The organism is Pseudoalteromonas sp. MEBiC 03485, assembly GCF_004195145.1.
Taxonomy (GTDB): Bacteria; Pseudomonadota; Gammaproteobacteria; order Enterobacterales; family Alteromonadaceae; genus Pseudoalteromonas; species Pseudoalteromonas apostichopi.
The window spans coordinates 2,841,950-2,857,811 of record NZ_SGBT01000001.1; the positions used below are offsets into that span (position 1 = coordinate 2,841,950).

The window sequence follows — 15,862 nt, forward strand, 5'->3', positions numbered from 1 at the left end:
TTCGAATACACTCGGTTGTACCAATCTTGATTTTTATTTCAGTACGACCGTAGCTCAGTTGGTTAGAGCGCTACCTTGACATGGTAGAGGTCGGTGGTTCGAATCCACTCGGTCGTACCAATTCTATTTTTCCTTATTTAAAATATCCCGTAGCTCAGTTGATTAGAGCACTACCACTCTTAATGGCCCGGTCCAAAGGTCGGTAGTTCGAATCCACTCGGTTGTACCAATCTTGATTTTTATTTCAGTACGACCGTAGCTCAGTTGGTTAGAGCGCTACCTTGACATGGTAGAGGTCGGTGGTTCGAATCCACTCGGTCGTACCAATTCTATTTTTCCTTATTTAAAATATCCCGTAGCTCAGTTGATTAGAGTACTACCACTCTCTATGGCCCGGTCCAAAGGTCAATAGTTCAAATCTACTCGGTTGTACCAATTCTATTTTTTCTTATTTAAAATATCCTTTAGCTCAGTTTATTAGCGCATCCCTGCTCTCTGTGACCCACGTATAATTTAACAAGGCAAATAGAGGTATAAAAAAGCGAGCAACCTGCTCGCTTTTCTATACTTGGCTTTTTTCATCACCTATAAACTTACATTTAGCGACCAATTATCAGTGCGCCACCTTGGGCTAATAAGTTTAAGCTCAACTTACCACTGTTACTCACTTTTACTTTCTTGATACCAGCACTGCCATCTTTTTTATCAAACAACAGGGTGATTTTTTTGCCCGCTAACATAGGCAAATCGATATCTAATGTTTTGGCTTTATTTTCACCATTCACAGCTGCTACCCACCATGTTTGCTGATGACGCCTTGCGATAGTTGCATCTTGACCTGGCTGGCCAGCGATATAACGTGTTTCATCCCATACCGTTGGCATCGCCTTTAAAGTATCAATAACAAATTGAGGTTGTTCTGCAAGGTTATTTGGCGTCAGGCCAAAATGTTGCACTGGTGATTGATAAAGCACACCTGTTGCCAGTTCAAATGTATCTGTGGTTTTACGAATAGTGCCGACTGTTTGATCTTGAGATAAGCGTTTGTTTAAAAACACTGGGGCAAAATCCATAGCGCCAATAGCATTACGGGTGAACGGTAAAATTGTCGCGTTATAGGCATGTAAATCTAACGAATTTTGATGAAAAACAAGGTTCTCCGATGCTAGAACCGCTTCAGATGTGACGAAGTTAGGATACATTCTTTCCCAACCACGCGGAATGGTACTGCCATGAAAAGTGATCACCAAACCATATTGATTTGCATCAGTTAGAATATCTTCATAGAGTTTAATGGTTTCTTGTTTATCACCACCAAAAAAATCAACTTTAAGGCCTTTAACGCCAATGCCTTGCAGCCAAGCCATTTCATTTCTTCGTATAGGCGCGGTATTCATTCTATTCTTTGGTGTTTGTGGTGCATCATTCCACCAGCCATTTGAGTTGTACCACAATATAACATCAACGCCTTTACTATTGGCGTATTCGACTAATTTAGCCATTCTGTCACGACCAATGTTTTGATCCCAACCACTATCGATTAATACATATTCAAAATTTAGAGATGCAGCGAGATCTATAAATTTTACTTGGTCGTCATAATTAATACTTGGATCTTGCCATACGATCCAGCTCCATGTTGAGCGCCCCATAGTATATTCTTGATTTGCTTGATAAAGCGGTTTAACCAGATCAAATGCGACTGTTGACTCAACAATAGGTTTTAAACTGGTCCCTAAAGTAATAGTACGCCAAGGAGTCATTGCAGGCATAGACATAGCTGCGTAGGTTGCTCCAATACCATTATTCTCACCGGCTTGAGGAAATGAAACCCGATAAATACCGTCTTTCGTGCCTTCGCTCAATTTTGAGCCTACATAATGGCTATCTACACCAGTTTCAGAAATTAAAAGCCAACCTTTATCGCTATTTTTAAATAAAGCAGGAAAGGTATACCCCACGCCATTCGCTGACGGTGTGCCAAGAGCTTCATTAAAGGTGTAAGGCTCTTCGTAACTTGGTTTTGTTTGCATCCAGCCTGTTTCAGGTAAGGCTTGCGGGCTAATAAATGTAGTTGCATCGTCGGGTAAATTAAAAGCACTATATTCAGATAGCACCTTGATTCGGGTATCTGTTTCAACACCCGTGACTTGGTAACGAAATGCAACATCGTGATCAGAAACATTAAACTGCACACCAAGCACTCTACCATCTTTGTTTTCAAACTGTACTTTTAAGGTGTTCGCGGTGTAGTTTATTTCACTCGCCTTTGCATTATGCAGCTTATAACTCTCTTTTATAGAAGCCGTTGTATGGCTCTTATATTTTAAACTTTGTGAAAGGTCGCCAAGGTTAGTATTTAAACCAAGCTGAGATGGTTCCAAAAATACTTGCTTGCCATAAGTTACACTATAAACAATTTGGTTTTGCTGTTCTTCAAGCTTGACTGTTAATTGTCCATCAGGACTTGTAAGACTAAGCGGTAGTTGTGCGTGAGCAAGCAAAGAGCTTACTAGCAGTGAAATATAGATACTTGATTTTATCATTATTGTTGTCCTTAAGCTGCAAAAAACCCGTTAAATAATATCATAATACAAATTGATTGTTTGTTATTCTAGCCCATTTATGTGTGCAGTGATCGAAAAACGCACTAGCCTAGTAAATAATGTTACAGTTAATTGGTTGTATATTTACTACAAAAGACTAAGCTTTATTTAAATAACAAAAACTTAGACAATTTATGAAACTACTGACCGTGTTTTTATTATTTGCTTCATTTCAAGCCTTTGCAGGCCTAACGGCTGTCAGCTTTCAAAAAAATGGCGAAATAGCGACTGAAGAAGCTGTTCGTTTTAACGGTGGTTATGGTTATAACCTAGATGCAAATCATGTTTTAAAACTAGTAACCTTAGATTGGCCTCCCTATATTGATGAAAACCTATGTAACAAAGGGTGGTTATTCCAATTCACAGTGGGCTCCCTATTAGAGAAAGGCTATGGCGTACATATTAGTTTTTACCCTTGGGCACGTGCTGTTAGAGAGGCTGAATTAGGCCGAGCTGACATTCTCTTTCCGGAATACTTCATCGAAGACAATGTGGTATCTGATAATTTTCTCAACAAAACCCGCAACGATTTACTCGCTTTGAGTCATGCTATTCCTGGAGGTGATTTATCATTCGTTGCATTAAAAGGAAATCAAATTCCATTTAATGGTGATTTAAACTCAGTAAAAGACCTACCTATTGGTGTGGTCCGTTCATATAAAAACACCAAAGAATTAGATGCCATGATTGATAATAAAGAGATCGATACAATCGTCGCAAATAATGAATACCAGTTAATCCACCTCTTACTAAGTAATCGAGTCAGCTTGATTGTGGCAGACCTTGAGGTACTAAAAGCAAGCATATATAAGTCTGAATTATCAATGAATGGTAAACAGCAAATGCTAGAATCACTCGTAGCGCTAGAACCTAAACTTGAATACAAACCACTGTATTATTCTGTCAGTAAATCAACACCACACTGGCAAAAGGTTTTAAAAGACTTAAATGATGAAATTGAGTTGATGCAAGCCAGCGGCAAGTTTGACGAGTTTATACAAGGTATGAAACAACAATGCTACGCAAACGATAAAGCGGCGTAAACGCCGCTTTATTTTGAAAGTATTGTGCTCTATTGCGGCACTCTAACCCACCCTTCCATAAGCACTCGAGCACTTCGACTCATACTTGCTTTGGTAACTTGCCAATTACCATCAACAAGTGTTGCAGCAGCACCCACTTTTAATGTGCCAGAAGGGTGACCAAAGTTTACCTCCTGACGCTCACCACCACCTGCAGCAAGGTTCACCAAGGTACCAGGAATGGCAGCAGCGGTACCTATTGCAACAGCAGCCGTGCCCATCATGGCATGGTGCAATTTACCCATCGACATAGCGCGTACCACTAAATCAATATCAGTATCACTGACAACTTTACCGCTTGATGCATGATAGGTTTTTGCCGGTGCAACCCATGCTACTTTTGGTGTATGTTGGCGAGCTTTAGCTTCATCAAGATGAGAAATTAGCCCCATTTTCAACGCCCCGTAGGCGCGAATCGTTTCTAACTTTTCAAGTGCCGATGCATCACCGTTTATTGCTTCTTGCAGCTCTGTACCATCATAGCCAACTTCACTGGCGTTTATGAACACAGTTGGGATACCCGCATTGATCATCGTCGCAGACAACATACCAATACCCGGAACTTCAAGTTCATCAACTAAATTACCTGTTGGAAATAATGCGCCTTCACCGTCTGCTGGGTCCATAAATTCAAGTTTTACTTCTGCAGCAGGAAATGTCACGCCATCAAGCTCAAAATCACCGGTTTCTTGTACTTCGCCATTGGTAATTGGCACATGTACTATTATGGTTTTACTTATATTGACTTGCCATACTTTAACTTCAACAATGCCATTTTCAGGAATTTTACTGGCATCTACAAGACCATTAGATACTGCAAAAGCCCCTACTGCTGAGGTTAAATTACCGCAGTTACCACTCCAATCAACGAACGCTCTATCGATAGCAACTTGACCAAATAAATAATCAACATCGTGGTTAGGTTTATCACTTTTCGATAAAATTACAGTTTTGCTCGTACTTGAGGTTGCACCACCCATACCGTCAGTTTGTTTTTGGTAAGGATCAGGGCTACCAATCACACGTAATAACAAGTTGTCGCGTGCTTCACCTGCCACTTGGGCAGGCTCAGGTAAATCAGTTAAGTTAAAGAACACCCCTTTACTGGTACCGCCACGCATATAGGTTGCTGGCACCTTTATTTGTGGTTTAAACGTCATAGTTTAGTGCTCCTCAGATTCTAAGAAATCCTGCGCGAAACGTTGCAGCACGCCCCCTGCTGAATAGATTGATACTTCTTCAGCGGTATCTAAACGACAAGTCATAGGTACTTCTTCAGTTTCACCGTTAGAACGTGTAATAACAAGTGTAAGCGTAGCTCCAGGTGTTGGCTCACCTTTCACGCTAAAGGTCTCACTACCATCAATACCTAATGTAGTTCGTGTCGTGCCGGCTTTAAATTCTAGCGGTAATACGCCCATACCAATCAGGTTAGTGCGGTGAATACGTTCAAAACCTTCGGCTGCAATAACTTGAACACCTGCAAGGCGTACACCTTTAGCTGCCCAGTCACGTGATGAGCCTTGGCCATAATCGGCACCTGCCACAATGATAAGCGGTTGTTTACGCTGCATGTAGGTTTCGATTGCTTCCCACATACGAGTCACTTTACCTTCTGGTTCAATGCGAGCGTATGAACCTTGCTTTACTTCACCATTCTCTTTAACCATTTCATTCAGTAACTTAGGGTTGGCGAATGTAGCGCGTTGCGCTGTTAAATGGTCGCCTCGGTGAGTAGCATACGAGTTAAAATCTTCTTCAGGAAGGCCCATTTTAGCTAGGTACTCACCAGCAGCACTTGACGCTAAAATCGCATTTGAAGGCGATAAGTGGTCAGTGGTGATGTTGTCGCCTAGTACGGCTAATGCACGCATATCAGTAAGAGAACGCTCACCTGCTAACGCCCCCTCCCAATATGGTGGTCGACGAATATAAGTACTTTGTGGACGCCATTGATAAAGCGGATCGTTGTCTTCGCCATAATCAACACTTAAGTCGAACATTGGCTCATAAACCTTTTTAAACTGTTCAGGTTTAACACTTTGTTTGATCACTGCATCAATTTCTTCATCGCTTGGCCATAAATCCATTAGGCGAATTTCGTTACCTTCCTGATCATGCCCTAATACATCTTTTTCGATATCAAAACGAATAGTACCAGCAATGGCATAAGCAACAACCAGTGGAGGTGAAGCTAAGAATGCTTGTTTTGCATATGGATGAATACGACCATCAAAATTACGGTTACCCGAAAGTACAGCTGTTGCGTATAAGTCACGGTCAATTACTTCTTGCTGAATTTTTGGATCTAGCGCACCGCTCATGCCGTTACACGTCGTACATGCAAAGGCAACAATACCAAAGCCAAGTTGCTCAAGCTCAGGTAACAAATTAGCTTCTTCTAGGTAAGATTTCACCGCTTTAGAGCCCGGTGCCAGTGATGTTTTAACCCATGGCTTACGGGTTAAACCTTTGGCGTTGGCATTACGTGCAAGTAAACCTGCAGCAATAACGTTGCGTGGGTTACTTGTATTCGTACAACTTGTGATTGCTGCGATAATACACGCGCCATCAGGCATTAAGCCTTCTTCATTTTCAACAACACCAGTAATACCCGCTTTATCAAGTTCGCTGGTTGCAACACGGCGATGTGGATTAGATGGACCCGCAATATTTCGACCTACAGATGACAAATCAAAGGTTAATACACGCTCATATTCTGCCGTTTTTAGACTATCACTCCAAAGACCAGTTTCTTTTGCATAGATTTCGACTAGCTTAACTTGCTCTTCTTCACGGCCAGTCAAACGTAAGTAATCAAGCGTATTGTCATCGATGTAGAACATCGCAGCAGTTGCACCAAACTCTGGTGTCATATTTGAGATAGTTGCTCTATCACCCAGTGTCAGTGCCTCGGCACCTTCACCATAAAATTCAAGATAGGTCGAAACGACTTTTTCATTGCGTAAAAATTCGGTGATCGCTAATACAATATCGGTTGCAGTAATACCCGGTTGTGGTTTACCTGTCAGCTCAACCCCCACAATATCAGGTAAACGCATGTAAGATGCGCGGCCAAGCATCACGCTTTCAGCTTCAAGACCACCTACACCGACTGCAATAACACCTAGTGCATCCACCATTGGTGTATGGCTATCTGTACCAACCAGTGTATCTGGGAAAGCCACACCGTCACGTTTTTGGATCACAGGCGACATTTTCTCTAAATTAATTTGATGCATAATGCCGTTACCCGGCGGTATCACATCAATATTTTTAAATGCTGTTTTCGTCCAATTAATAAAGTGGAATCGGTCATCGTTCCGACGGTCTTCAATAGCACGGTTTTTTTCGAAGGCATCTGGCTCAAAACCTGCGTGTTCAACAGCTAATGAATGATCAACAATTAACTGAGTTGGTACCACAGGATTTACTTTTGCAGGATCTCCCCCTTTTGCAGCAATCGCATCACGAAGGCCGGCTAAATCAACTAACGCTGTTTGACCTAAGATATCGTGACATACTACGCGTGCAGGAAACCATGGAAAGTCTAAATCACGTTTTCTTTCAATCAATTGCGAAAGTGCATCATTAAGCATTTCAGGTTCACAACGACGCACTAAGTTTTCGGCAAGGACACGTGATGTATAAGGAAGTGTGGCATAGCTGCCCGGTTTAATTGCATCAACAGCAGCTCGAGTATCAAAATAATCGACCCCAGTCCCTGCTAATGGTTTTCTAAAATTTGTATTCATGATGATTCTACTTGTACTTGGTGACGGTGAATAAAGGTGGGCTGATTATTTTTATTATTCTTACGCCCCTTCATAAAGGGGCAGCTAAGCTACCCCTATCACTGATTTAATTAACGATTAGCGCTCTGAAATTGGCGTATAGCTTCGCGCTTCTGGTCCCGTATAATCAGCACTTGGGCGAATAATACGGTTATTAGCACGTTGCTCTTTCACGTGTGCAGTCCAACCAGTTACACGACTCATCACGAAAATTGGCGTAAATAACTTAGTTGGAATACCCATGAAGTGATACGCAGATGCATGGAAGAAATCAGCATTACAGAATAATTTCTTTTCACGCCACATAACTTCTTCACAGCGAACAGAGACAGGATAGAGAACATCATCACCCACTTCGGCAGCCAGTTTTTCAGACCATTTTTTGATGATCACGTTACGTGGATCTGATTCACGGTAAATAGCGTGACCAAAGCCCATAATCTTGTCTTTACGCTCAAGCATACCCATTAGCGCCTCTTCAGCTTGATCTGCACTTGTAAAGCCTTCAATCATATCCATAGCCGCTTCGTTCGCACCACCATGTAATGGACCACGTAAGCTACCAATAGCCCCCGTTACACAAGAGTGAATATCTGATAATGTTGATGCACACACACGCGCAGTAAATGTCGATGCATTGAACTCATGCTCTGCGTATAGAATTAATGAGACATTCATTACTTGCTCAAATAATGCCGATGGCGCTTTATCGTGCAATAAATTTAAGAAATGTGCGCCTACCGAATCATCATCAGTCTCAGTTTCAATGCGAACGCCGTCATGGCTAAAGCGATACCAATAACAAATAATACTTGGGAATACGGCAACTAGGCGGTCAATCGCATCATTCGCCTCAGAGAAATCATGCTCCATTTCTAGGTTACCTAGCATTGAACAACCAGTACGCATTACATCCATTGGATGCGCGTCTTTAGGAATGTTCTCAAGCACTGTTTTTAGTGCATCTGGTAAACCACGTAGTGATTTTAGCTTTGCTTTATATTCTGTAAGCTCAGACTCTGTTGGTAATTCACCACGCGACAGTAAAAAAGATACTTCTTCAAACTGTGCTTTCTCTGCTAATTCGCTAATATCATAACCACAATATGTTAAACCTGAACCTGATTTACCTACTGTACACAGTGCTGTTTCACCTGCTACCTGACCACGTAAACCTGCGCCGCCTAATGCTTTATCTACCATGAGTGTTCTCCTTATATGTTGTCGTTATGATTTTTTAGCTGAGAAAAGGTTATCGAGTGTGTTTTCATATGAGTGATAATCTAAAAACTCATATAATTCCGCACGTGTTTGCATGTTGTCTACTTGGCTTTGTTGCGAGCCTTCGCTAAGAATAGACGAATACACATTAAGTGCAGCTTTGTTCATAGCTCTAAATGCACTAAGTGGATAAAGTACAATTTCAACACCCACTTCGCTTAATTGCTCTGCTGTATATAGCGGTGTCTGGCCAAACTCAGTGATGTTCGCAAGAATTGGAACATTTAACGCTTTTGCAAATGCTTGGTAGTCGGCTAAATCATGCACAGCTTCTGCAAAGATTGCGTCGGCACCTGCTTCAACACATGCGGCAGCGCGGTCAATGGCTGCATTTAAACCTTCTTTTTGGAATGCATCAGTACGTGCCATGATGTAAAAATCGCTATCTGTTTTCGCATCTACCGCAGCTTTAATACGGTCAACCATTTCATCTTTTGACACGATTTCTTTATTAGGGCGATGACCACAACGTTTTTGTGCAACTTGGTCTTCAATATGGAAACCTGCAGCACCTGCCTTAGTCATTTCTTTCACTGTGCGTGCAATATTAAATGCACCACCCCAGCCTGTATCAGCATCAACTAGAAGTGGTAAGTCGGTAGCGCTGGTAATTCGACGAATATCTTCAAGTACATTATCTAAGCTAGTCATACCTAAATCTGGCATGCCGTATGATGCGTTAGCAACACCTGCACCTGAGAGGTAAAGTGCTTGGTGACCTGTTTTTTCTGCCATCATTGCGCAGTACGCATTGACGGTGCCAACCACTTGTAGTGGCTTATTGTTTGCGATTGCCTGTTTGAACTTTAATCCTGCTGACATTGGATAACTCCTATCTTTGAACGGTTTCAGCTCTTTGGCTGACTCTAATTTTTAAATCTAAATTATGACTGTTTAACGACTGCACTACTGTTTTTTTGCTGCTAGTAAGTCAAACTTAGTCTGAATATTTGCCTGAGACGCACTTATGTGGCGCTTCATAAGCATTTCTGCTAATTCCCCGTCATGGTTTTCAATAGCATTGATAATTGCCAAGTGTTCATCAAATGCTTTTGATACACGTGGCCCAACCATACCCATTTGTACACGGTACATACGAATTAACTGGTACAACTCATTACATAAAAGATGAATTAGGTGCGCGTTTTTAGAGCCTTTAATAATGCGATAATGAAAATCAAGGTCGCCCGCTTCTTGGTAGTATGATTCACCTTCTTTTACACGCTGTGTTTGTAAATGCTGGTTCAATAACTGCTTTAAACCCTGCACTTCTTCAGGTTCCATGTTGTCGGCAGCTAACCGACAAGCCAACCCTTCTAGGGCACTACGTACCTGATATACTTCGATTAAACGCTCAGCAGTCAGTGCTACAACACGACAACCGACATTCGCTTTACGCTCCACTAAATAACAGCTTTCTAAACGATTTAATGCCTCTCTTAAGGTGGCACGACTTACACCATAGCGTTTCGCTAATTCTGGCTCAGAAATTTTGCTACCCTGCTCAATGGTGCCTTGTACAATTTCACGACGCATGTCGACAAACACTTGGTCTGATGCAGTTGTGATCGTGATATCGTTGTAGTTATCGTTGGCTTTTTGCTCTGTCATAAATAAGTCTATCAAAGTACTAAATTAGGATTGTCGACAATTTGTAAGTTCACTATGCGCTCTAACATGAAAAGTGTCAACCTCGAGATCAGCAAAACAGACTAAAAAACCACCAAAATGTCGACATAAAATGATATTTGTCAAAAATAATGGCTATAAACAACATTTATATTGCCAATTTGTCGACACTTCAATATTAACCTGAACAAGCTAAAAATATCCCATGAAAGCGCTATAAATGGTATGATCTACCAATTATTACGTGACGTGAGAGCCATTTAGTGGACGCTAATACTTATATCCCTGACTCATTTATTGATGATGTTAAAAGCTACCTTCCTGAACATTTATCATTAGACGACTTTATTGCAGCCTGTCGACGCCCACTTAGACGATCTGTACGCGTAAATACATTAAAAATGTCAGTCGCAGAATTTCAGCATCAATGTGCCAATAAAGGATGGGAGTTAACAGCGATCCCATGGTGCGAAGAAGGCTTCTGGCTAACACGTCCAAGTGACGAAGAAGCGGCCCTTGCAATCGGTAATACCGATTTACACTTAAGTGGCGCTATGTATGTGCAAGAAGCCAGCTCAATGCTGCCGCCGGTTGCACTGAGAGCTGAAGTTAAACAAAGCGATGCTGTACTTGATATGGCTTCAGCTCCGGGCTCGAAAACATCACAAATCGCTGCCATGATGGATAATAATGGCGTGTTAGTGGCCAATGAGTTGTCATCGTCACGCTTAAAAGTATTAGCAGCAACCCTCAAACGTATGGGCGTAGGTAATTGTGCTTTATCACATTTTGACGGTGTGATATTCGGGGATTACATGTATGAGTGCTTCGACAGTATTTTGCTAGACGCCCCGTGTTCAGGTGAAGGCACGGTTCGTAAAGATGCAGATGCCCTAAAGAATTGGTCAATCGAGTCTAATATTGATATTGCTGCTGTACAAAAAGCCCTTATCAAAAGTGCCTTTTATGCCTTAAAACCTGGCGGCACATTAGTTTATTCGACCTGTACTTTAACACCACTTGAAAACCAACAAGTGTGCGAGTATCTATTAGCAGAATTTCCTGATTGCATCGAAGTACAATCGCTTGATAGCCTTTTTGATGGTGCAGAGAAAGCAACAACCAGCGAAGGTTATTTGCATGTTTGGCCGCAAACTTACGACAGTGAAGGTTTCTTCATCGCTAAATTTAAGAAAATAGCGTCAAGCGATAACCCAAATCAAAAAGTTAAAAAAGGCGCATTTCCGTTTGCTGAGTTTGATAAAAAGCAAAGCCAAGCGTTTATGCAAACAATTAAAAAACAGTTCGGTCTAAAATCACTACCAGGGAATTTAATGCAACGTGATAAAGAGCTTTGGTTATTCCCTGATCGCTTTAATGAACTGCAAGATAAAATTAAATACTCCCGATTAGGGATCCAGCTTGGTGTTATTCACAAAGGCGGAGTTCGCTTAGCTCATGAATTTGCCACTGTATTTGGACAAAAATGCGATAAAAACACCTTTGAGATGACACAAGCACAAGCAAACGATTACTTTAACGGTAAAGATATTCGACTCGAAAAACCAACCCAAGATAATGGTGAAGTGATCTTAATGTTATGTGGATGCCCTGTAGGCCTTGGCAAGTGGCAAAAGAATAAAATTAAAAACTCACTACCTCGTGATTTAGTCCAAAATGCTCAGTTGATAACTTGGGTATAAGTTGCGCATAATGACTGTATAAATAAGGTACTAATTTAGGTAAAAAGCCGTAACAGACTGATTTTAAACTAGTATAAAATTTGTACATTTACCGTGCAATTTCCTGCTGATTAACTACACTTAAAAGTACTTTCTACTTCTCCCTACTGAATTTAGAAGGTGTTTTTTTATAGTTAGCGCAGGCTCGCACGAGCCACCCCCTAAGCCCAGAACAATGCGGATTCGTTCTGGGCGTTTTTTATTCAAAAGTCGCATAGTAAAGCATCACCCTTTTTGATTTCATTGTAAAAACAATGATAAAGGATTGATTATGCTTAAACCCCTGTGCGTCGTACTACCACTTTTAATAAGCAGCCAAACTCTGGCAAAAAGCAGTGACTACCTAGGCTTTGACTACCCTAATAAGGCTAAAAATGCCGTCAGTATCACTTTTGATGATGCAAGACATAGCCAAGTCGATACCGGTTTAGCGCTTTTAAACAAGTACCAAGTAAAAGCGACATTTTATGTATCTCCTTTTAACGTAAAAGAACGTGTTGAAAAGTGGCAAATGGCAGTTAAAACAGGTCACGAAATTGCTAATCATACGGCAAGCCATTTGTGTACGGGTAACTTTGAATGGCTTCGTGAACTCGGCGTATCACTTGAACAAGTTACATTAAAAGAAATTGAGCAGGATATCCTTAAAGGACAGGATTACATAAAAGCCACACTTAACGTGACACCAACCGCTTTTGCGTACCCTTGTGGAAATACTTTTGTTGGGCGTGGTGCCAATACAAGAAGCTATGTCCCATTAATAGCCAAGCATTTTAAAACCGGTAGAACTTGGCTTGATGAAACAGCGAATAATCCAAACTTTACTGACTTTTCGCAGTTAACTAGTTTACCCATTGATGGGCAAACATTCGCTGAGATCAAAAAAACCATAGAGCAACACCGAAGCAACAATAGCTGGATCATTCTTGCAGGCCATAATATAGGTAAGCGAGATCAGTACACCACCGACAGTAAAGTACTAGAGCAGCTTATTGTTTATCTACAAGACCCTAAAAATGGTTTTTGGTTAGATACGGTAAGTAATGTTGCCGACTATGTTGAGGCTAACCGCAAAGCATTCGATTAATTATCGTTTAAATCGAATTCAGTAATTTGGTTGTCAGCGTGGATCAGTTCATATTTAGCGAGTAAACCATCGTTGAGCTCAATTAAGCTGATAGCCGCATTACTGACCAAATACTTTTGCCCTTCTCCTATGGTTTGATGTTTATCAACTTCCATCTGCCAACGTTTAGTAAAAAAGTTAAGTGGGCTTTTCGGGGCATACAAAATTGAGTCTAGCTTATCGAGGATATTAATAAGCTTACGAGGAAATTCATTTTTAATGCCACTGGCAGTCAACTGCCAAATACGGTTTTTATGTTTACCAAAGCGCTTTTGCACTGAAAAGCAAAATGAGTAATGTACATCACCAGAGAGGATCAAGGTTTCCTTTGGTGTATCTTCACGGCGAAATGTATCGAGCAATTTTTTTGCCGATCCTTCGTGAGCCATCCAGTTTTCAACATCAACCAACAATGGCTGTCCGCAAAAATTAAAAATCGCTTGGATTGCTTCAATCGATTTAACACCGAATACCGGAGCTGGAGATACGATAATCACTTTATCGTGAGACAATAAGCTTTCTTCTAATTCAGTGAGCCTTTCCCAATCAAGTAAACCTGATGGCTCATTGAAATTTTGTTCATTACGCCATCGGTGCGTTCGGGTATCGAGTACTACAACTTTAGGAATGGTATTAAGCTCGTAATGCCAATGGTTAAAATTGAGTATTAGCTTATCAAAGTCTTTAAAATTCCAGCTCTGTTGCTGCAGGCTTTGTTTAAAACTGGGTAATAATGACAGCGAGTTATCACCTGCGTCATTACCAATCCCCTGCATTAACCAATAACTAATTAGGCCATTATTTACAATGCGACGGCTAGATGGGTGCTGATAAATAGCTTGCTCCCAACCCGCGGTTAAGTTCCAATCATCGGTGACATCATGATCGTCAAACATCATTAATGTCGACACATTGGCGAATAACCTTTCAACGCTTTGAAGACCCTTTGCAAAGCCAACCAGTGCGTCCTTTTCGAGTTTAAAAAGATTTGCGTATTTAGGGGCTAATGCTGGGCATTCAATTGATTCAAAATCAATTAGCTGCCAAGTAACAGCGCTGAAGTTTAATAAATAAAGCGCTATAAATTCTTGAAAATGAATTAAGTGGTTTTCTGCTTTTAAGCTTGAGAAGTGTGGCTCATCTTTTTTAAGCCAATAACCAACACCAAATTTGCTCCGTTTCTGCCAAGGCACTTTGGGTAAGTGTAAATGGCGCTGGTAAAGTTGCTGCTCAAATCCTGCTGGTAAATCTAAATCAAGCGCTGGCTCTTGAAACACACCAAATAGGCTAATCACTTTTTCGATCGCGAGCAGCATTGGCCCGGCTACATCATCCGCATATATTTGGTCGCCAGATAACAATAATAGGTCTGCACCTGCATTAAGTGAATGGCGCTGATCATTTTGCCAATTATCTGCAGCAACAAGGCTGTCTTTTGCAGGGTGATGAGGGTTACGACACGAGCCATGCAGAATTCTATCGAGTCTATTTGGGATCACAAATGCAGGAGATTCTGCTCGTTCATAGCAGAAAGACGACAAATCAAGGCTTTTATCTTCATCATGTAACGAATAGTAGATCAGTGAATCAACTGCAAACTGGCCGCTGGCGGGCATTACATTGATAAAATTTAAGTGAAGATGGAGCCCTAATTGGATTGACTCTAAATTCGAGAATGTCTCAACACCGCTAAACTCTATTCGGTATTGGCAAGGCCTAGATGTAACAAATTGAAAGCACACTCGCCCTGCATCTGCTCGGCGTACCATTGGCCCCATTACTAACTGAGGTAAATTCGATACGCCGTACACTATTACGCCCTTTTAGCTTGATTGAACAACGAGTAAAAGTTGTTGGTTGTTGCTTCAGCTAATTCGTTAAAAGTAAGCCCTTTTAACTCGGCAATGTAGTAAGCGACATCTTCAACATAGGCTGGTTGATTTGTTTTACCACGATATGGCACAGGTGCTAAATACGGTGAGTCTGTTTCGATTAGTAAGCGATCTAGCGGAATTTGCTTTACAACGTCTTTTAACTCTACGGCATTTTTAAATGTAACAATGCCCGAAATCGAAATATAAAAGCCCATATCAATGGCTTTTTTGGCCATTTCCCAGTTTTCTGTAAAGCAATGCAATACACCACCACAGTTTTCCGCATTGTGAGCGCGCATTAAATTGATGGTGTCTTCTCTGGCATCACGAGTATGGATAATTAGTGGCTTATTAAGCTCATTAGCAACGTCAATATGACCAACAAAACTTTCTTGCTGAACAATATGTGTGTCTTTTGAGTAATAGTAATCAAGCCCAGTTTCACCAATTGCTACTACTTTGTCGTGACTAGCTAGGTCGATGAGCTTTTGTTTATCCAGTGCGTCTTTTTGATCAAGTGGATGAACACCACATGATGCAGAAACATCTGGATAGTTTTGTATTTTATCCAGCATACTTGGGAATTGATCTAAGGTCACACTGACACACAAGAAGTGTTCAACTTTCTTTGCGCGGGCGTTATCAAGTACTTGGTCTAAGTTTAGGTCGAGTTTATCGAAATCTAGGCGATCTAAATGGCAATGAGAATCTACAATCATGGTACTACT

At 41.1% G+C, this 15,862-nt stretch carries 11 protein-coding genes and 2 tRNA genes; 5 read left to right on the forward strand and 8 right to left on the reverse strand.

Annotation, left to right across the window (positions count from 1 at the left end; genetic code table 11):
- The first annotated feature begins 43 nt into the window (after positions 1–43).
- Both EVU92_RS13090 and EVU92_RS13100 read left to right on the forward strand, forming a co-directional pair.
- A tRNA-Val gene (locus tag EVU92_RS13090) sits at positions 44–120 on the forward strand.
- 129 nt (positions 121–249) lie between these two features.
- Positions 250–326: transfer RNA gene (locus EVU92_RS13100), tRNA-Val, on the forward strand.
- Positions 327–599: 273 nt separating this feature from the next.
- On the opposite strand, the gene EVU92_RS13105 is transcribed toward EVU92_RS13100, so the two are convergent.
- The gene (locus EVU92_RS13105; RefSeq protein ID WP_130051598.1) at positions 600–2,546 is read right to left on the reverse strand and encodes a glycoside hydrolase family 97 protein; all 1,947 of its coding nucleotides are present in this window, start codon (positions 2,544–2,546) and stop codon (positions 600–602) included.
- A 194-nt stretch (positions 2,547–2,740) separates the two neighbouring features.
- Here EVU92_RS13105 and EVU92_RS13110 point away from each other — a divergent pair, with 194 nt between their 5' ends.
- A complete protein-coding gene (locus EVU92_RS13110; RefSeq protein WP_130051599.1) occupies positions 2,741–3,649 on the forward strand; it encodes a transporter substrate-binding domain-containing protein in 909 nt (302 codons plus the stop codon).
- A gap of 29 nt (positions 3,650–3,678) precedes the next feature.
- Here EVU92_RS13110 and prpF read toward each other — a convergent pair whose 3' ends face one another.
- The 5 genes from prpF to EVU92_RS13135 form a co-directional block, all read right to left on the reverse strand.
- Positions 3,679–4,848 (reverse strand): 2-methylaconitate cis-trans isomerase PrpF, encoded by a 1,170-nt coding sequence (gene prpF, locus EVU92_RS13115; RefSeq protein WP_130051600.1) that lies wholly within the window; start codon positions 4,846–4,848, stop codon positions 3,679–3,681.
- A 3-nt stretch (positions 4,849–4,851) separates the two neighbouring features.
- A complete protein-coding gene (gene acnD / locus EVU92_RS13120; RefSeq protein ID WP_130051601.1) occupies positions 4,852–7,443 on the reverse strand; it encodes a Fe/S-dependent 2-methylisocitrate dehydratase AcnD in 2,592 nt (863 codons plus the stop codon).
- 117 nt (positions 7,444–7,560) lie between these two features.
- Entirely contained in the window at positions 7,561–8,685 is a 1,125-nt protein-coding gene (prpC, locus tag EVU92_RS13125) for a 2-methylcitrate synthase (RefSeq protein WP_130051602.1), read from the reverse strand.
- A gap of 24 nt (positions 8,686–8,709) precedes the next feature.
- Positions 8,710–9,585 carry a methylisocitrate lyase gene (gene prpB, locus EVU92_RS13130; protein WP_130051603.1) on the reverse strand — a complete coding sequence of 292 codons (876 nt, stop codon included), beginning with the start codon at positions 9,583–9,585 and terminating at the stop codon, positions 8,710–8,712.
- 84 nt (positions 9,586–9,669) lie between these two features.
- Positions 9,670–10,374, reverse strand: coding sequence for a GntR family transcriptional regulator (locus EVU92_RS13135; RefSeq protein WP_130051604.1), 705 nt, complete (start codon positions 10,372–10,374; stop codon positions 9,670–9,672).
- A 281-nt stretch (positions 10,375–10,655) separates the two neighbouring features.
- Between EVU92_RS13135 and rsmF the strand changes: the two genes are divergently transcribed.
- Positions 10,656–12,095 carry a 16S rRNA (cytosine(1407)-C(5))-methyltransferase RsmF gene (gene rsmF, locus EVU92_RS13140; protein WP_130051605.1) on the forward strand — a complete coding sequence of 480 codons (1,440 nt, stop codon included), beginning with the start codon at positions 10,656–10,658 and terminating at the stop codon, positions 12,093–12,095.
- Positions 12,096–12,405: 310 nt separating this feature from the next.
- Positions 12,406–13,221, forward strand: a complete 816-nt coding sequence (locus tag EVU92_RS13145; RefSeq protein ID WP_130051606.1) for a polysaccharide deacetylase family protein — start codon at positions 12,406–12,408, stop codon at positions 13,219–13,221.
- Here EVU92_RS13145 and EVU92_RS13150 read toward each other — a convergent pair.
- Together EVU92_RS13150 and EVU92_RS13155 are read right to left on the reverse strand one after the other, a co-directional pair.
- The gene (locus EVU92_RS13150) at positions 13,218–15,038 is read right to left on the reverse strand and encodes an alkaline phosphatase D family protein (RefSeq protein WP_130052295.1); all 1,821 of its coding nucleotides are present in this window, start codon (positions 15,036–15,038) and stop codon (positions 13,218–13,220) included. The genes EVU92_RS13145 and EVU92_RS13150 overlap by 4 nt on opposite strands.
- A gap of 35 nt (positions 15,039–15,073) precedes the next feature.
- Positions 15,074–15,853 (reverse strand): YchF/TatD family DNA exonuclease, encoded by a 780-nt coding sequence (locus EVU92_RS13155; protein WP_130051607.1) that lies wholly within the window; start codon positions 15,851–15,853, stop codon positions 15,074–15,076.
- Positions 15,854–15,862 lie beyond the last annotated feature (9 nt).